The 18,470-nt window shown below is 72.9% G+C and carries 12 protein-coding genes; 2 read left to right on the top strand and 10 right to left on the bottom strand.

Translation table 11 applies throughout. The features are described from left to right. The first annotated feature begins 31 nt into the window (after positions 1 to 31). A complete protein-coding gene (locus tag ACZ6AA_RS23480) occupies positions 32 to 1,456 on the top strand; it encodes a GH39 family glycosyl hydrolase (RefSeq protein WP_471459751.1) in 1,425 nt (474 codons plus the stop codon). Between the two features lie 75 nt (positions 1,457 to 1,531). On the opposite strand, the gene ACZ6AA_RS23475 is transcribed toward ACZ6AA_RS23480, so the two are convergent. The 6 genes from ACZ6AA_RS23475 to ACZ6AA_RS23450 form a co-directional block, all read right to left on the bottom strand. Further along, complete coding sequence (locus ACZ6AA_RS23475; RefSeq protein WP_471459749.1) at positions 1,532 to 5,851, bottom strand: lipopolysaccharide biosynthesis protein; 4,320 nt, start codon at positions 5,849 to 5,851, stop codon at positions 1,532 to 1,534. After that, a complete protein-coding gene (locus tag ACZ6AA_RS23470; RefSeq protein ID WP_471459747.1) occupies positions 5,844 to 6,647 on the bottom strand; it encodes a polysaccharide deacetylase family protein in 804 nt (267 codons plus the stop codon). Before ACZ6AA_RS23470 ends, ACZ6AA_RS23475 begins: the two co-directional genes overlap by 8 nt. Then, the gene (locus ACZ6AA_RS23465) at positions 6,644 to 7,684 is read right to left on the bottom strand and encodes a glycosyltransferase family 2 protein (protein WP_471459745.1); all 1,041 of its coding nucleotides are present in this window, start codon (positions 7,682 to 7,684) and stop codon (positions 6,644 to 6,646) included. The genes ACZ6AA_RS23470 and ACZ6AA_RS23465 overlap by 4 nt, the downstream gene beginning before the upstream one ends. Beyond that, positions 7,681 to 8,589, bottom strand: a complete 909-nt coding sequence (locus ACZ6AA_RS23460; RefSeq protein WP_468452844.1) for a glycosyltransferase family 2 protein — start codon at positions 8,587 to 8,589, stop codon at positions 7,681 to 7,683. The genes ACZ6AA_RS23465 and ACZ6AA_RS23460 overlap by 4 nt, the downstream gene beginning before the upstream one ends. Positions 8,590 to 8,999: 410 nt before the next feature. Continuing rightward, positions 9,000 to 10,103 carry a GNAT family N-acetyltransferase gene (locus ACZ6AA_RS23455; protein ID WP_468452846.1) on the bottom strand — a complete coding sequence of 368 codons (1,104 nt, stop codon included), beginning with the start codon at positions 10,101 to 10,103 and terminating at the stop codon, positions 9,000 to 9,002. 4 nt (positions 10,104 to 10,107) lie between these two features. Continuing rightward, the gene (locus tag ACZ6AA_RS23450; protein ID WP_468452848.1) at positions 10,108 to 10,557 is read right to left on the bottom strand and encodes a hypothetical protein; all 450 of its coding nucleotides are present in this window, start codon (positions 10,555 to 10,557) and stop codon (positions 10,108 to 10,110) included. 233 nt (positions 10,558 to 10,790) lie between these two features. On the opposite strand from ACZ6AA_RS23450, the gene ACZ6AA_RS23445 reads away from it, so the two are divergent. Further along, entirely contained in the window at positions 10,791 to 11,612 is an 822-nt protein-coding gene (locus ACZ6AA_RS23445) for an SGNH/GDSL hydrolase family protein (RefSeq protein ID WP_468452850.1), read from the top strand. 43 nt (positions 11,613 to 11,655) lie between these two features. On the opposite strand, the gene ACZ6AA_RS23440 is transcribed toward ACZ6AA_RS23445, so the two are convergent. From ACZ6AA_RS23440 to ACZ6AA_RS23425, 4 genes are all read right to left on the bottom strand, one after another. After that, a complete protein-coding gene (locus ACZ6AA_RS23440; RefSeq protein ID WP_471459742.1) occupies positions 11,656 to 13,371 on the bottom strand; it encodes a serine/threonine-protein kinase in 1,716 nt (571 codons plus the stop codon). 44 nt (positions 13,372 to 13,415) lie between these two features. Then, positions 13,416 to 15,155 (bottom strand): nickel transporter, encoded by a 1,740-nt coding sequence (locus ACZ6AA_RS23435; protein ID WP_471459740.1) that lies wholly within the window; start codon positions 15,153 to 15,155, stop codon positions 13,416 to 13,418. A 152-nt stretch (positions 15,156 to 15,307) separates the two neighbouring features. Then, positions 15,308 to 16,762: a tetratricopeptide repeat protein gene (locus ACZ6AA_RS23430; protein ID WP_471459738.1), complete on the bottom strand. Its 1,455-nt coding sequence runs from the start codon at positions 16,760 to 16,762 to the stop codon at positions 15,308 to 15,310. 78 nt (positions 16,763 to 16,840) lie between these two features. Continuing rightward, the gene (locus ACZ6AA_RS23425; RefSeq protein ID WP_468480638.1) at positions 16,841 to 18,439 is read right to left on the bottom strand and encodes a DUF4331 domain-containing protein; all 1,599 of its coding nucleotides are present in this window, start codon (positions 18,437 to 18,439) and stop codon (positions 16,841 to 16,843) included. Between the last annotated feature and the right edge of the window lie 31 nt (positions 18,440 to 18,470).

Genomic DNA, 18,470 nt, shown 5'->3' with positions numbered 1-18,470 from the left:
CCGCCAGGGCACGCCGATACGCTTGCCCGTGATGGGACGTCATGGGTGGCAAGTGGATGCACGGCGGTGGCGTCTCACCGCCCTCGTCGGCGTGGCGATGGCCGCGCTGGCACTGGTCCTGACCATGCTCACCCTTCCCGAGGGGGAGCGCGGCAGCACGGCGGGCACGACACCGGACGGCGACAAGGTGTACGGCACGCCCGCCCCGACAAGCGGAGAGGCCCGGCCCGAGGTCGGCTGGGGCTTCACCCACACGCAGTACAGCGCGGGCGAAGGAGACGACGCGGCCGTCGGCCGGATCCAGCGGCTGCTCGCCGACCAGCCGCGCCCGCTGCCGCAGATCCAGCACCTCATGGGCTGGGGCGCGGGCAACCCCGAGCCGGTCAAGGGGCGCTACGACTTCGAGGCGATGGACCACCGGATGGACCTGATCCGGGCCACCAAGGGCGCGCCGGTGGTCACGCTGTGCTGCGCCCCGGACTGGATGAAGGGCGGCAAGCCGGGCTCCGACAACACGAACTGGAGCCAGGACTCCCTGGAGACCGCGCCCCGGCCCGAGCACTTCGACGACTACGCCGCACTGGCGGCGACCGTCGCCAAGCGCTACCCCGACGTGCGGCACTTCCTCGTCTGGAACGAGTTCAAGGGCTTCTGGAACTCCGCCGAGGCCCGCTGGGACTACGAGGGCTACACCAAGCTCTACAACCTCGTCCACAAGGCCCTGAAGCAGGTCAACAAGGACATCCAGGTGGGCGGCCCCTACCTGGCCATGGACAGCGTCGACCCGCGCGGGTCCGACGACGACGCGGAGTCCGTCGAGGGCCCGTGGGGCCGCCTCGACCAGCGGTCCCTCGACGCCTTCAGGTACTGGAACAAGCACAAGGACGGCGCCGACTTCGTGGTTGTCGACGGCGCCAGCTACACCGAGGACGACGAGCTGCTGCCCGACGAGTTCGCGGCCACCGACAAGCTCACGGCCGTCGGCCGCTGGGTGCGCGAGCAGACCGGCGACCTGCCGCTGTGGTGGGCCGAGTACTACGTGGAGCCGGGCGACCGCCAGGACAACCGCGACGACTGGTCCGAGGCGCGCCGCGTCGCCGTGCACGCCTCCGGCCTGATGGCGATGGCCCGCGGCGGCGCGAGCAGCGGCTTCTACTGGAACCCGCAGAAGCGGGAGGGGAGTTGCGCGGGCTGCCTGTGGAGCCCCACCCAGAGCGCCGACGGCGGCCGCGAACGGCCCATGCTGCGCCTCCTCGCCCGCTTCTCGGAGGCCTTCCCGCCCGGTACCCGCTACGAGAAGGTGGACATCGCCGAGGACGACGCGCCGAACGTCCGCGTGCTCGCCGACGACAAGGCCGTGCTCGTGGTCAACACCCTCGACCGGAAGATCAGCGCGAAGGTCGACGGCAAGCGGTTCGACATGGCCGGGTACGAGGTGAAGTGGCTGACGCGGTGAGCGACGTCACCGCGTGAGCCCCTCCGGCCGCGCCGGATCCCGCTCCGCCGCTGTGCCCCACACCGCCGCCCCGTCCTACGCCATCGTCAGGAACCGCTGGATCAGCGACGCCACGAACACCGCGAGCAGCGGCAGCGAGAACCAGAAGCTGCTCTGCAGCCAGCGCTGCTGCCCCACGCCGGGCGCCACCGCGACCCGCACCACCTCGCGCACCGCGAGCAGCACGATCAGCGCGAGCACCGCGAGGGCGCCCACCACCGACCACGGCGTCCACGTCACCTTCGGGCCGACCGCTCCCGGTTCGGCCGCGACGACCGGTCCCTCCGGCTGCTCGCGCAGCGCGTACAGGGTCGCGTCGGCGTTGCCGTAGACCTTCTTCAGCTCCGGGCGCTTGTCGAGGTTGCGGGCGAGACGGGTGTCCCAGTTCGCCGGATAGCCGGTGTCCATCTGGAGATAGACGGTCTGGCTGCGGTTGATCATGAGGTACGAGTTGGGCCCCGCGTCCTTGAGCGCCTTCACCAGGCCGGACACCAGGACCGGGTCCGGCGGCGCGAGCGTCGGCACGTACTCAACCTTCTCCGCGTCCCGCGCGCCCCAGGGGATCGCGGGCGTCACGTTGTTGACGGTGTCGTTGCTCATCCACAGCAGCCGCACCGTCGGGTCGTCGTGCGCGTACACATAGTCCATGGCGGCGACCTCGCCGGTCCTGATCCGCTCGAAGGGCTCGTTGCCCCAGCGCGCCACCAGGAAGCCGCCCACCAGGACGAGGCCCGCGAGCAGCGCGGCGAGCGGCGCGAGGCTCACCTTGTCCCGGTCGCGCTCCTTCGGCGTGGCGCCGGTGCGCGGGAACAGAGCGAGCGCGGCGAGCAGCGCGGCGCCCGGCAGCGCGAACATGAAGACGCGCAGCGCCATCTCGCCGCCGTACGACTGCATGCCGAAGCCGAGGAACGGCACGAAGGTGAGGACGAGCAGCGACACCTCGCGGTACTTGTACCGACGCCTGCGCAGCCAGCCCCAGCAGGCCATGGCCATCACTCCGCCGGCGAGCGCCACCCGGACGTACAGCACCAGCTTGTGCGTCGAACTTCCGCCCTCGATCCGGCCGGACACCGACGACGACACATTGCCGCCGACGCCACCGACCCCGCCGAAGAGCTCGTCGAAGTGCCCCGACCAGTACGGCTCGGCGAAGAAGCCCAGCCAGACGGCGACCATGACGCCGCACAGCAGCGGAAGGCCGCGCAGCTCGCAGCGGCGCAGCAGGACCAGGGCGGTGAGGACGCCGAGCATGACGAACGGCGTCAGCTGGTGCGCGGGCACCGTGCCCGCGAACAGCCCCAGGAGGACCAGGAGCAGCACCGCCTGCTGACGGCGGTCGGCGGGCTCGACCTCGGCCTCGCCGGGCCGCCGCTTCGTCCAGACCACGCGCGGCGCGCGGAACCACACGAGCAGGATCGCCACGAACGAGATGTACAGCAGATACGTGAAGCCCTGCGGCGAGAAGTAGTCCTGGCCGACCCAGCCGCTCAGGACGAAGATCCACAGCCCGGCCCACTTGGCGCGCCAGCTCGCCCGCAGGGAGCGCGTGAGCAGCAGCATCGGGGCCAGGTAGAGGAGTTGGACGACCGTCGGCCACCAGCGGATGACCTCGGTGAGGTCCGAGACGCCGCACGCCTGCGCGAGGAACGTGGCGGCGGCGAAGAAGCCGGGCCAGCTCCAGCGCGCGTCCAGGTCGGGCACCGCCGTGCCGGTCCGGTCGATGTACTCGATGAAGCCCAGGTGCTGCCAGGCCGTCGCGAACCGCGGTTCGGTCTCGATGACGGCGGGCAGCGCGTGCAGGGACACGACGGTGGCGAGCAGCGTCAGCAGGAGCAGCCAGCGGTGCTGCCGCTCCAGCCACAGCAGCGACGCGAACACACCCACGAGCAGCGCGGCGCCGACCAGCGTCGGCAGCGGCAGCACGGAGATGAGCCCGAGCCCGCCCATCCGGTCGAGGTCACCGTCACCGAGCCCGAACGCCGGGACCCAGTACAGGCCGAGGGCGACGAGCAGCAGCAGGCCGAGGACCAGGGGCCTGCGGGGAGTGCGGTACGGGCGCGCGGGCCGGGTGGGCGCGGCGGCCGGGCGGGCCGGGGGAGCGGAGGTCGGGGACGGCGGGCCGGACGGGGGCGCGGGGGCCGGGGTGCTGGCCGGTCCTGTGGTGGGCGGTGCGGCGGGCGGCGTCGTGGGTGGCGTGCCGGGTGCGCCGGACGTGGGCGGGGGCACGGCGACGGGGGGTGCCTTCGGGTCGGACACGGTCGGCCAGGGCTCCTTCACGGGCAGGCCCATGGGGTCGAGGCCGCTCTCGGCGGCGGGTCGGCCCGGCTCGTCTGCGCGGTGCTCCGTGTCGGCGGGGCTCTTCGCGTCCCGGTAGCGTTCCGCGTCCTCGTAGCGCTCCGCGTCCTCGTAGCGCTCCGCGTCCTGGTAGCTCTTCGCGTCCACTGGGCCCGTCCCGCTGACGGGCTCCGTGCCCGACGCCGACCTGGGCGAGCCGCAAAACTCCGACCCGCCGGACCTCTGCGCCCCGCCGAACCCCTCCGACCCGTCGGACCTCTCCGGCGTCTCCGACCTCTCCGAGGCCGGCCACTCCGCGGCGGACCCCTGCGACCCCGCCCCCCGCTCCGCCCCGTCCGCTCCCGGCGGCAGCACCACACGCGCCCCGGCGGCGGGCGTCGAGCGCGCCGACCGGGCCGCCCAGGTGGGCCGGTGCCCCTCCATCTCGTCCCCCTTGCCCGTTCCCACGGGCCCTCGTGCCGTCGGTCCCGGACGCACGTCCGGGCGGCGCTCCGGGTGCTCCACGTCGATCTGGACCGCCAGCTGAAGTGTGTCGGAGTCCAGGGACTCGCGCAGCGCCCACGCGGGCCCGTGCCGCCGCTCCTTGTGCCCGGGGTCCGCGGACCGCTGCGGGGTGAGCTCCATGGTGGTGCTCGCGGGGACGTCCCGGGTGCCGAGGTCCGCCAGGTCCCCGTCGGGCGCCGCGCGTTCGGCCGCCGGGGCCGCGCGCGTGATCGCGTACAGCTTGGGCGCAGCGATCGCCACGATCAGCGCGAGGCTGGAGATCTCCGCGACCCCCGCGCCGGTCAGCCCCATCCGGGGGAGCAGCAGCAGGGTCAGGCCGAGCACGAGCGCGCACAGCAGGCCCTGCAGCCAGGCGAGTCCGGAGGTGCGGCTCTGCGCGCGCAGGACGGCGAAGTACGTCTCCATGACCACCCGAAGGAGTGCACCCACCGCGAACCAGCGCAGCAGCGGAGTGGCCGCCTCCGAATAGCCCGCGCCGAACACGTGCAGGATGTACGGCGCGCCCACGAAGAGGATCCCGCACACCGGGATCATGATCCGCGCCATCCGGCGCAGCGCCGCACGGGTGTTGGCGGCGAGCCGGGCCGGGTCGTGCGCGCCCTCGACGGTCAGCGACGCGCCCATGTTGATGGCGAGCAGGTTCGTGGTGCCGCCGATGGTCGTCGCGATGTAGAAGTACGCGTTGTCGGCGGAGCTGACCTGCGCGGCCACGATCACCGGCACCAGATAGACCACGGCGAGCGAGCACAGCGAACCGGTGTAGTCACCGGCGAGGAAGCGCCCCATCTCGCGCAGCGTCGGGGGCGTGGTCCTGCCCTCGGTGGCCCGCACATGGCGCGGCACGAGCCGCCGGAAGACCAGCCAGCCGAGCGGCACCACCGAGAAGGCGATGGCGGCCACCCACGACACGAACACCCCGGCCGTCGGTATGGCCGCCGCGAAGACGATCAGGAGCCCCAGCTTGACGACCGAGAACACCGTGTTGCCGACCGGCACCCACAGCGCGTTGCGCAGCCCGGTGAGGACCCCGTCCTGGAGCGTCAGGAGCGACCACGCCACCACCGCGCCGACGAAGCAGATCCCGGCCACCGGCCCGTGCAGGAAGCGGTACGAAGGACCCCACAGCCCGAGCGTGGCCAGGAAGGCGAGGGCCGCGCACGCGACGACGACGGAACTCGTCGCGTACGTGCGGAAGATGAGCCTGCCCGTGGCGCGGCCCGCCACGGGGATGAAGCGGGCGAGCGCGCCCATGAGCGTCACGGCGGTGATGCCCGCGAGGAGCTTCATCGCCGCGATGGCCGCCGAGCCCTGGCCGACCGCCGATTCCGAGTAGTACCGGGCGGCGGCCAGCCAGAAACCGAGGCCGAGCAGACCGGAGATTCCGGTGTTGAGCATGAGTGCGTAGGCGTTGCGGAACAGCGGGCTCCCGCCGCCGCTCCGGCCCGCTCCGGGCAGCCGCATTCTCCGGGCCCTGCGGCACTTGCCGGACGGCGGTGCGCCGTCGGTCTGCGCTTCGGTCCCGGTGACCGCTGCCTGTGCGGTGGTCGTGTCAGACACGGGGGCGGGCTGCCTTCCGGCGGGCTTGTCGGGCTCTGCGGACGATGGCGTATCCCTTGCTGAGCACCCGGTCCGTGGCGAAGGACCGGACGATCGAGCGGCCGAGCAGCAGCCGTTCGAACTCCCCGATCCGGGTGCCGCGCCGCACCGTCACCCGCCGCAGCGCGTACGGACCCTGGCAGCGTCGCGCCAGGCCGTTGCCCACGGCGAGGGACTGGCCGAACCCGGCGCCGCGGACCGCGCACCGCACCCGGCGGCTGGAGTAGCCGTAGGGATAGGCGAACGACACCGGCGGGCTGCCGAGTTCATCGGCGAGGATCTCACGACAGCGCACCAGCTCGAACCAGAGCGCGTCGTCGGAGAGCTGGTCCAGTTGCGGATGCGTATGGCTGTGTCCCCCGATCTCCGTGCCCGCCGCGGCCAGTTCGCGCACCTGGTCCCAGCCGAGCATGGTGTCGAGGCCGCCGCCCGTGTCGTACTTCCCCGGCAGCCAGCCCGTCGCCACGAAGAGCGTCGAGCTGAAGCCGTGCCGGGCGAGCGCCGGGAGGGCGTGCTGGTGCACGCCCTCGTAGCCGTCGTCGAAGGTGATCAGGACGGGCCGGGTCGGCAGTGGGCGCCCGGGATGACGCCAGTGCCAGGCCAGTTGGGAGGTGGTGAGCGGGGTGCAGCCGAGAGCGCGCACCACCTCCATCTGCTCCGAGAACGCCTCGGGCGAGACGGACAGATCGTGGGTCGCCTCGTTCGGGCGCGGGGCGACCGCGTGGTACATCAGGATCGGTATCCCGCCGGTGCTCATCTTCCGCCCTCACCGCCTCTCGTCCCCGTCCCCCGGGTGCTCTCGCTGCCCCGGGTCGCGGTGGCCGGGCCGGACACGTCCACGACGGCGAAGGTTGCCCCCGCCCGGCGCGCCCGGACGCTCCCGACGACGTACCCACCGGCCGCCGCCACCACGCCCGCGACGATCGCCCCCGCGCGCCCGGCACCACCGGGGCGCGCGAGCACCGCGTCCCGCAGCCCGCGGCCGACACCGGCCGGGAGCACCCGGGTGGTGTACCGGCGCTCGGACTCGAGGCCCTTGTCGGCGCCGACGCTCCGGGACACCAGGGCCTTGGACAGGCCCTCGGCGTAGGCACGGGTGCGGAAGTAGCCGAACCGCTCCCGGGCCGCGGGCACCCGGTGGTGGATCACCGCGCGGTCGTCGATGAGCAGCACGGCGTCGGGGCGGGCGCGGGTGAGCCGGATGCACAGCTCCGTCTCCTCGCCGCCCAGCGGGCGCTTGTCGCCGTCACGCCCGATGCCGGTCGCGAAGCCGCCCGCGATCTCGAAGGCGGTGCGCCGGAAGGAGGCGTTGCCGCCGAGCACGTTGCGCACCGCGACACGGCCCGTCGGGTGGCCCCGGTACATGCACCCGACGACCCAGTCGAACTCCTCGGGGAACCAGCGGGGCCGGCGGCCCGACTCCCAGGCGGGCAGCGTGCGCCCGCCGACGGCGAGGACCCGCGGGTCCTCGTACCCGGCGGCGAAGTGGCGCAGCCAGTCCCGCTCGGCGACGGCGTCGTCGTCGAGGAAGGCGATGATCTCGCCGCTCGACTCGGCGATGCCGGTGTTGCGGCCCGCGGACAGGCCGCGGGGGCCCGCGTTGGCGAGCACCCGCACTCCCTGTGTCTCCTTGTACTCCTTGGTCAGGCGGTCGAGGAGAGGCGGATTGTGGTCGACCACGAGCAGGGTCTCGTGGGCGGTGTGGGACTGCGCGCGCACCGAGGCGACCGCTGCGAGGATGTCCTCCCAGCGGTCCTCGGTGTACGCGCACACGACCACCGAGATGGAGATCAAGAAGCCTCTCCCTGGTGCGGTGGCAGGGGCGTGGGCCGCGAACCCTGGCGCTGCGTGCGCTTGTTGGAGCGTTCGGTCAGGATCACCTTGAGCACCCGCAGTCCGTCGCGCACGGCGCTGAGGTTGCTCACGCCGTGGATGCGCAGATACTCGTGGCTCGGGATCTCCTGCACCTTGAGCCCGGCCTTGACGACGCGGATGTTCATCAGCGTCTCGACCTCGAAGCCGGTGCAGTCGAGTTCGATCTTGTCGAGGCAGTGCCGCCAGAACGCGTTGTAGCCGTAGCAGAGGTCCGTGTAGCGGGCGCCGAACTTGGCGTTGACCACGGAGCACAGGACGTGGTTGCCGAGCTTGCGGATGAAGGTCATGTCGTCGGTGCCGCCGCCGTTGGCGAAGCGGGAGCCCTTGGCGAAGTCGGCGCCCGAGACGAGGGCGGAGACGTAGCTGACGATCTCGTGGCCGTCCGCGGAGCCGTCCGCGTCGACCATCACGATGATGTCGCCGGTGCAGGCCTCGAAGCCGGTGATGAGCGCGTCGCCCTTGCCCTTGCCGAGCTGGCGCACGACCTTCACGTCCGGCCACAGCTCCCGGGCCACGGCGACCGTGTCGTCGGTGGAGTTGCCGTCCACCAGTACGACTTCATGGATCCACTCGGGCAGCGTCTTGAACACGTAGGGAAGATTCTCCGCCTCGTTCATGGCGGGAATCACGACGCTCACCGGTGGCGCAATCGCCAGATGTGAGGAAACCGCGCGGTATTCGTGCTGGCTGGGAATGGCGGGCAGTCCCGCTATGGCGGTTCCTTCCATTGGTCCGGTCTTTTCCTTCGACCCGTCAGTGGCGTTCGACGACGGTTCGATTAAAGGATCTTGCCCCCGGTCGGCCGGGCGCACAGCAGAACTCATGAGTCTGATCCCTCTCGTCCGGTGGACCGCCCGCCCCCGGGCGGTCCGGTTGTGGATCCGGTTCGAAAGGGGGGATTCTCACTGCGATCATGGCGGAATGGATTTCCGGGCACGCCGAGTGAGTTGGCATGACTGCGCGGCACGTGCTCCGGCAGAAATTCGATCACCGGACACGGGCACCCCCCTACCGCGCCCCGCGCCGGAACCATCGCGGTCTTGAGCCCTCCCCTAGACCGACTGCCGATGGACCGATGCGGGTGGATGTACGACGGTATTGATGCTTGCGACCGTATGGCAAGACCTGGAACGGGGTCTCACGGTTTCGGATATTTGCCGTTCTCTTCGGACACCACAAGAGTGTCCGTATCTCCCATCAGCGCTGGCGTTCCTTGGCGCTTCCTGCGCGCTTCTTAATCGTTCCGGCGCGTGGCTCTGATCTTTCCCAGGCGTTTGAGCAGGCGATCTGCGGGTCCGAACAATTCCGGTCGGCCTACGACGGTATTGCGAAGCGCCCGTACGGGTGCCCGGTGGACACGATGTCCGATTGCCATGGGGTGGCGCAACGCCACCCACCCTTCCGACACCGTGAGTTCACGTGTCTTCAGGGAGTCCTTCCACTGCTTCTGGCCGCGCCCGAGATCGATGTGTGCGATGCCGTCGGCGGCGGCCGCCTCGGCCATGTGCAGATGCAGCAGCAGACCCGGTGAGTACCGGGCGAAATCCGGGTCGTACGCAGGGAACCAGCACACCAGCACGCGCTCGCTGCGCGGGCCGAAGTGCGCGGCGATCGGCGCGCCCCCGGCGTAGAGCACGGAGAGGACGCCCGCGAAGGAGTCGCCGCGACTGTGGAAGAGCTGGTGCACCAGGCGGGTGATCCAGTCGTGCGCGAAGCGGTCGCTGCGGCCCGTCCTGCGGTACTGCGCGGACTTCCAGGCGATCAGCCTGCGCAGCGCGGCGGGGTCGCGCTCGTCGTGCACATAGCGCACCTCGCCGTGGTCGCGCTGGAGCTTGCGGCCCTTGGCGAGGGTGGAGCGGAGGAATTTGGGGGAGCGGGCCCGGACGCGGGCGAGATAGCCGTCGTAGCCCTCGTCGAGGTCCATCACGGGGGACGCGAAGCGACCGCAGGCGCCGGTCTCGAACGCGTCCTGGCCCGCCGCGAGATGGTCGAACTCCCACATCGCGAGCCCGCAGTCGCGGAGCAGCTCCCGGGCGTCCCACTCGAAGCCGGGCCGGTGCACCAGGCCCTGGCAGTCGGAGACGCCGAGGCCGACGGCCCGGCCCACGCCGGTTCTGGATCTCTGGAACGGGAAGTACGCGGCGGGCTCGCCGTCCTCCCGGGCGACGGCCACCCGCACGTTCCGCCGTACCCGCGCCATGGCGAGGGTGAACTCCGGTGCGAGGAACGGGTTCGAGAGGTCGGGCAACCCGTTCAGGTGAGCCTTGGACTGCATGGCCGTCCACGCCGCCCGGTCGGCTGCGGTGAGCTCGCCGGGGCGGTGCACGGTGACCTCCACGTCATCACGTCCGTCTACTCGGGGCGCGGTGACGCCGCCGCGCCAGGGCCGACAGGAAGACGAGCACGCTGAGCGCGCCGACCGCCGCGACGCCGCCGCGGATCGACCACACGTGCAGTGCCAGCATCGCCTGGGCGACCACCAGGTCGACCACGAGCGCGCCGCTGCCGCAGGCCACGACGCGGGCCCAGGTGTCGAGCCCCCGCAGCCACGGGGACAGGGCGAAGCCGGGGGCCGCGAGCAGGAAGAAGAGGACGAACGGGGCGCGCAGCGGCGAGGAGAGGTCGAGCAGCGCGAACGCCGCCCCGACGCATCCGGCGGCCACGGCCACGCCCGCGAACAGGGGTGTGAGGTCCGCGGACGCCGCGGTGCGCGACGCTCCGTCAGGGTCCTGGTCCGGCCGTCCTGTACCGGAAGACCCGGAAGACGCTGACTTGATCCTGATGGTCTGCATGGGCGACTTGCCCCCCGAAGCGCCGGATGCCGGGCTTCAATGTCGCTCAGCATCCGGCGGCCCGTCAAGATGCGGAGGGGGTGTGCAGATGTTCGTTGTCGGACTGTAGTCCGGTCGGTGAACTGTCCTGGCGGGCAAGGGAATTACTGAAGAATTGATTGACATGGACACTATCGGCAACGGGTGGTGCGTGCTACCACTGTCGAGGCAGAAATCCTGCTAAGGGAGGTTCCATGAGATTGTCCCGTTTCACGGCATACGCTTCCTCGCTCCTCCTCGCCGCCGCCTGCACCCTCACCGGGGTGGCCACGGCGCACGCGGACTCCGGCGACGACCGGGCCGCCGCCCCCGCCTATGTGGCGCTCGGCGACTCCTACTCCTCCGGCGTCGGCGCCGGCAGCTACGACAGCGGCAGCGGAAACTGCAAGCGCAGCACCCGCTCCTACCCGGCGCTGTGGGCTGCCGCCAACTCACCCTCCAGCTTCAACTTCACGGCCTGTTCCGGCGCTCGTACGAGTGACGTCCTCAGCAACCAACTGGGGCCGCTGAACTCCGGCACCGGACTGGTGTCCCTCTCCGTCGGCGGCAACGACGCGGGCTTCGCCGACGTGATGACGACCTGCGTACTGCAGTCCGAATCCAGCTGTGTGACGCGCGTCAACCAGGCCAAGGCGTACGTGGATTCGACGCTGCCCGGCCGGCTCGACCAGGTCTACTCGGCGATCAAGAGCAAGGCGCCGTCCGCCCGCGTCGTGGTGCTCGGCTATCCACGCTTCTACAAACTCGGCGGCAGCTGTCTCGCCGGTCTCACCGAGGGCGAGCGCCGCGCCATCAACGGTGCCGCCGACCACCTCAACACCGCCACCGCCAAGCGCGCGGCCGACCACGGCTTCACCTTCGGCGATGTCACCACCACGTTCACCAACCACGAGATCTGCTCCAGCGACTCCTGGCTGCACAGCGTGAACTGGGGCAACATCGGCGAGTCCTACCACCCGACCGCCGCGGGCCAGTCCGGTGGCTACCTCCCGGTGTTCCGAGGAGCGGCCTCCTGACGGCCTCCCACCCCGCGCGGCCGCACCGCTCGCCGCACCGGCCTCACTGATCGTAGGGAGAGGAGGAGCCCCCTCCGGTGGTCGGGGGCTCCTCCTCGCACGTCACGGAGTACGCGACGGAGTTCGACGTCGCGGTCACCGGGCTGCGGACCTCGACCCGCACGCTGCCCCGGTGCGTGCCGGGATCCGTCCAGCCCGGCACCTCCACGTGGTTGACCTGCTTGCTCTTCCCGTCGCCCGACGCGAACGAGAGCGTCTTCCAGCCCGGGTCGCTCGACTCGCCCTCGGCGGTCACCCATCGGTACTGCACACCCACCGGAACCCGCCCCACGGTGAAGGTCGCCCCGAACGACGGCGCCTCGCCGGGCGGCACCGGGCACGCGCCCGTGTACGAGGTGCGGTGCGCGGTGACGCTGACGCGCACGGACTGGGCCGGGGTGGTCGTGCCCCCGTGCCCGCCGCCGTCGGTGGAACCGCCGCCACTGCCCCCATTGGTGCCGCCGTTGGATCCGCCGCCGCCGCTGCCCGATCCGCCGCTGCCGCTGCCTCCGTTGCCGGACCCGCCCCCGTCGCTGCCGCCGCCGTCCCCGCCACCGTCGGATCCACCGTTGCCCGTGGCGCCGCCGTTCGATCCGCCGGTGGAGCCGCTGCCGCTGTCGGCGCCGCCGTTCCCGCCGTCCGAGTCGTCCTTCATCAGGGCGTACGTGACACCGCCGATGGCCAGGGCCACGGCGGTGAGGCCCGCGACGAACACGGCGGTCGTACGGCGCGAGCGGCGCTGGGACGTCGTGGTCGTCGTCGTGCCGGGCGTGGGGGTGGTGCCGGTCGGCGCGGACGAGGAGAAACCGGCGGGCGGCGGGGGTGGCGGCGGAGTGGGACCCGGCCGCTGGGGGGCGACGACCGTCGGCTGGTACGAGGCCGACGCCTCCGTGCGTGGCGCGTGGCCCTCCGCGACCAGGCGCAGATCCCGTTCCGCGTCCGCCGCGAGCGAGCGCTCCGCCGGGTCCTTGCGCAGCAGGCCCTCGATGACCGGGGTCAGCGGGCCCGCGTGGCGCGGCGGCGGCAACTGCTCGTCGACGACGGCGCGCAGCGTGCTCAGCGGCGTGTCCTGCCGGAACGGCGAGACGCCCTCCACGGCCGCGTACAGGAGCACGCCGAGCGACCACAGGTCGGACTCCGGACCGGGGCGCCGCCCCAACGCCCGCTCCGGAGCGAGGAATTCGGGCGACCCGACGACCTCGCCCGTCATCGTGAGGGCCGAACTGCCCTCCACCATCGCGATCCCGAAGTCGGTCAGCACCACCCGGCCGTCATTGGACAGCAGGACGTTGCCCGGCTTGACGTCGCGGTGCAGCACCCCCGCGTCGTGCGCGGCGCGCAGCGCGCCGAGGACCTCCGCGCCGATGTGCGCGGCGCGCTGCGGGGTCATCGGGCCCTCGGCCTCCAGGACGTCCGACAGGGAGAGGCCGGGCACCAGCTCCATCACGATCCACGGCCGCCCCTCGTCGGTGGCGACGTCGTACACCGTCACGACGTTGCGGTACGGGATCCGGGCCGCGGCCCAGGCCTCCCGTTCCAGGCGGGTGTAGAGCCGCTCGACCTCGCTCGCCGGGAGTCCCGCGGGCGCGCGGACCTCCTTGACGGCGACCTCGCGGCCGAGCACGTCGTCCCGGGCCCGCCACACCGTGCCCATGCCCCCCTCGCCCAGCGGCGCCAGGAGGCGGTAACGCCCTGCGATCACTCGCGCTTCGTCGGACACGAGCCCCCCACTTTCGCAGCCGTGCGATTCTCCACAAAAGTAGCTCAACCGAGCGCTGTTGCGGCCCCCTTGAACACCAATCCGCACCCGAGCGCGAGGACCACGCACGCGGAGCCCAGCGGCGCGAGGCGCCGGGTGAGCCCGGCCAGCCGCACCCGCCCCGCCCGCCTCCGCGACAGCCGCCGCCCCGCCACCGCGGCGACCCGCGTCCCCAGCCGCACCACCAGGAACCCGGCCACCGTCAACGTGACCGCGAGCCCCGCGCCGTACGCGAGCACGAGCAACAGCCCGAACCAGGCCTCGCCGAGAGCGGCGGCACCGACGAGCACGACGACGGCGGAGGGACTGGGAACGAGGCCACCGGCGAAGCCGAGGAGGAGGGTGCCGCGCAGGGTGGGGGGTGGGGACGGGTGTGCGTGCGGGTGGGCATGGGGGTGCCCGTGGCCGAGCTGCTGCTCGTGACTGTGACTGTGAGGGTGCCCGTGCCCGTGCCCGTGAGTGTGACCGTGCCCATGGGAGTGGCCGTGGCCGTGGGCGTGATGGCGATGACGCCAGGCCCGGCGGAGCAGGACGGCGCCCGCTCCGGCGACGAGGAGGCCGCTGGCGACGCCGAGCCAGGCGACGACGGAGGGGGCGGCGGCGGAACCGCCCGCGACGAGGAGCCCGAGGGCCACGACGCCCAAGGTGTGGGTGACGGTGACGGAGGCGGCGAGGGGCAGGACGTCGCGGAGGGTGGCGGTGCCGCGGGCGGCGGCGGTGGCGGCCATGAGGGTCTTGCCGTGCCCGGGGGCGAGGGCGTGCAGGGCGCCGAGGAGCAGGGCGGTGCCGAGGGCCGCGGCGGCGAAGGTCCAGGTGAGGTCGTGGCGGGCGACGAGACGGGTGAGGGCGTCGGTGGCGGCGCGGGGGAGGGCGGAGGCGGGCGGTGCGGGGTCGGCGGCGAGGGCGGGGCCGCCGGGGCGGACGCGGAGGGCGGCGGAGGTGGTGTCGGGAGGGGAGGAGGTGAGGTGCTTCGGGTAGCGGGTGAGGGAGCGGGAGGGGGAGGTCGCGGGTACGTCGGTGTCGGTGAGGGTCATGCGGTCGCCGCGGGCGGTGATCTCGCGCCAGCCGGGGGTGGGTTGGCGGGTCGCGCGGTAGGTGAGGGCGAGGTTCTTGCCCTCGGGGAGCGGGGCGGCGAAGCGGCACTCGACGCGGACGGTGGGGAGCCCGGCCTGGCCGGTGCGCACGAGGGCGCGGGCGGCGCGGGACCGGAGGGGGACGGTGCGCCCGCCGAGGGCGAGGCGGGTGCCGACGGCGGCCTTGCGGCACCGCTCGGCGGCCCAACGAGCCGTGCCCGCACGCTTGATGCCCGGTTCGGCCTGGGAGGCGGGGATCTCGGCGAGGTCCTCGACGTGGTCGACGCGGAGCAGGCCGGGGGCCAGGGTGAGGGCGTCGTGCTGGTTGACGGTGAAGTTGCCGAGGGGGTGGGCGGAGGCGGGGGCGGCGGGGAGGAGGAGGGTGCCGCAGAGGGTGAGGAGGGCGACGGCGAGGGTGCGGCGTGCCCAGGCGGAGGCGTGGCTGCTGGGCCAGGTCCGGCGTGTCTGGCGTGCCCGACGCGGCGTGAGCGTCCCACGGGTCCGCCCCCGCTCGGCCCCTCCGGGGCATCGGCGCCGTCGGAAGCGCGCGCCCCCGAAGGGCGAGAGCCGCCGAACGGGCTGCTCCGGCCGGCCCGGCGCGTAGGCCTCAAGCGCACTGCCCAGAGCGCCCGGACCGGCACCCGCCGGACGGTCGGGCCCGCCAGCGCGCACGTCGGGCTGACCGCCCGGGGCACCGGGCCCCGGACGGGCCTCCGGTCCGCCTTCCGGCGCGGAGTGGCGGGTGGGCCGGTGGGGGATATCCGCCGCGGAGCGGCGGGACGGGAACACCGCCCGCCAAAAGGCACCCGCACACGAAACAGCCCTCATCGCAACCCCTCCAACAGTCGCCCAGCGTCCCGAGAACCCACAGGCGAGAACCCCGAGTTGAGCCCGACCGCCCGCTCGAGCCACCGCCTCCCCGCCGAGGGCGAGCCGGCGCGCAGTTCGATCACCCCGCGGTGGTAGAAGAAGGACGCCTCACGGAACCCCGTGGCGGTGGCCCGCCGGGTGTACCGCAGCGCCTCCTCGTCGCGCCCGACGGCATGCAGGGCCCACCCCAGCGCGTCAGCGGTGTGCACGGTGCGCCGCCGCCCCCACTCGGCCCGCGCCGCCGCCAACGCGACCTTCGCGTCCCCGTGGTCCACGGCGGCGAGCGCGGTGTCCAGATCAGGGTTGACCCCGTTCGCACGGGCCAGCCGCGTCCAGGCGCGGATCAGCCGGTACTGCTCCCGGGCCCGCGCCAACTCCCCCCGGGACTCGTACAGTTCACCGAGCGCCACCAGCGTGCCGGGAAGCGGCTGCCGGGCCACGGCGTCGCGCAGATCGGCGACAGCCGCCTTCGTCTCGCCCTGGGCGGCCCGCACCCGCCCCCGCGTCTCCAGAGCGGGGACGTACGACGGGTCGGCCCGCAGCGCGACCGCGCACCGCCGCGCGGCCTGGGCGTACTGCCCCTGCCGCCAGGCGAGTTGGGCCAGCGCCGTGGTGACGTACGCGACATCGCCGGGCGCCCGCGCGGAGGCGAGGGCGCGTTCCAGGACGCGCCGCGCCCCGGTGACGTCCCCGCGCAGCTCCCGCACGTACGCGTACCGCGTGAAGACCGGAATGCCGGGCCGCCGCGCGTCGGCGACCCGCGCCGCCCGCAACGCCCGTTCGTACGAGCCGAGTTCCACGAGCGCGTCGATACGGGTGGCGAGGGCGCGCTCGCTGTAGGGGTTCGCGGCCAGCGCCCGCTCGGCGTACCGCAGCGCGCCGGAGAAGTCGTGCCGCGCGGCGGCGAGCGCGCCGAGCCCGGCCAGGGCCCCGTCGTGGCCGGGGCGGAGCGCGAGCGCGCGGTCGAGGGCACGCTCGGCCTCGGCGTACCGGGTGGGGTCGGCGTTCATGCGTGCCTGCTCGACGTACGCGGACCCGAGCGCGGCCCAGGACGCGAAGTCCCGGGGCCGCACCCGCACCCGCTCGCGCAGCGAGGCCACTCCACGGTCGAGGTCGCCCGCGCGGAGCCCGTCGGGCGGCGCCGCGTACGGGGGCGGCGGGGCGGCCGCCACGGACGGCCGCCCCTCCTCCCGCAGCCCGCCGACGACCACCGCACCCGCGGTCAGCACGACCGCGAGCACGACAACGGCCCCGACGCGCCGGGCGCCCCGCGCCCGAGCAGACCGGCCGACCGCCGTCCCACCGAGCCACCGCACACCGGCCCCGCCGCTCTCCGGCCGTTCCCCGGCCGGGGTGCCGTCGACCGACACCCCGGCGGACCCGGCCGATCCGGGAGATCCGGTGGACACGGCGGACCCAACCGCCCCAGCACCTCCGCCGGACCGAGCCGCCCGCCACCACCCCCCAAAGCGACGCCAAGCCATCTCTCAACCCCCCATGACCCCGGACCCGCGACCCCGCGGAGCCGAGCCGCTGTCCCGCATGCGCCACCACACGAGGCCGAGGATCAGGAGGAGGAGGCCGGCGCCGCCGGCTGCGGCGGAGGCCAGGAGGACGGTGTCGGTGGAGTCGTCCGTGTCGCGGGCGGCCGCGACCGGGGCGCCGCCGGTCAGGGCGTCGCGGGGTGCTCCGGAGCCGTCGTCCGAGCCGGACCGTGCGCCCTTCTCGGCGAGCGGGCCGCGGGAGCCCGACGTGGGCAGGGCCACGTACGGGAAGGCGCGGCCGAAGGCGCGGTCGTTGGCGTTGACGGCATCGCCCAAGTCGTTCTTCTGGCCGACGAGTTCGCCCTGGACGACCTGGAGGGAGATGTCGAGGACGTCGTCGCCGAGGCGCCGTCCGTTGGGGTAGCCCGCGTTGTCGCCGTCGAGGACGCCGAGGCGCTTCGGCGACGCGGTGGGCTTGACGGAGGTGTTGAGCCGCAGGGCCTCGGCTGGCCGTACGTTCGGCGGCTGGTTGAGGTCCTTCACGCCGGTCAGGAACACCGACACCAGGTCGTTGCGGGGCTCCTTCGGCGCCTTGATCTTGTAGATCGACTCGATCAGGCGCGGCAGCTCCGGCTTGGTGACGTACGGCAGGAAGTCCGCGTCGTTCCAGGGCGCGGACGCGTTGAACTTGTCCTTGTCCTTCATGGGCACGACGACCTCGTTGACGAGCGGCGCCCCGAGCCGGGAGACCTGCGTCCACTTCCCGGCGGCGTTCTTGCGCTGCGTCGTCGACCAGACGCCGACGGTCGGCTGCTTCTCGGACTGCCGGATCGAGGCGGACGGCACCTGCAGGGCGACGGAGTTGACGTTGTACCCGGCGAGGGTGTCCCGCCCGACCTCCGACAGATCGCCCCCGTACAGGAGGTCGAACACCCGCAGGTCCAGGAAGAACGGATCGTCGGCCTGCCCGGCGAACGCCGTGCCGCCGTCCGACAGCTTCCGCACGGCCTGGCCGCGCAGCTTGGCGTAGTCGGGCATGGACGCCTTGCCGACATGGCTCGGCGCGACCGGCAGGTCGTCGGCGACCTTCTTCGTCGAGACGACCTTCTGGTCCTTCAGGCGCAGCAGGTCGATGTCGTACGTCTGCGTCACGTTCAGGTCGGGGTCGTCGAGGGACGTGACGGCGCCGGTGTTGTAGAGGAACGTGTCCCCGTTCTTCGTACGGGTGTCGAAGGTCCAGCGGTACAGCAGGTCGCCCTGCGCGTCGCCGTCGCTGTCGATGTGCACGTCGTACTGGGCGTCCTCGGCGAACGTGTAGAAGTTCGGGCCGCCCGCGGGCTCCGAGAACGGCAGCCAGTTCGCGACGATCGTCGTGGTGTCGGGCTTGTCGGGGCTGACGAACGCGTACACGTCCGTGTTGTCGTACTGCGGCTGCCCCGAGATCAGCGGGGCCTCACGGTGGCTGGAGGCGTGGGCCGCCTCCGGTTCGAGCGTGCCGGTCCCGGCGGCTGCGAGCCCTCCGGCGGCCAGCACACCGCACACGAGCCCGGCGATGCCACGGGTGCTCCGTAGCCTCGCGCGGCTCCTCGCGACTGCTGTCATCGCGTCCGTCCTCACTGTGGTGGTTGGGTGG

This window comes from Streptomyces sp. NPDC040610 (assembly GCF_055594065.1).
This window is presented reverse-complemented; position numbering and strand designations above follow the sequence as displayed.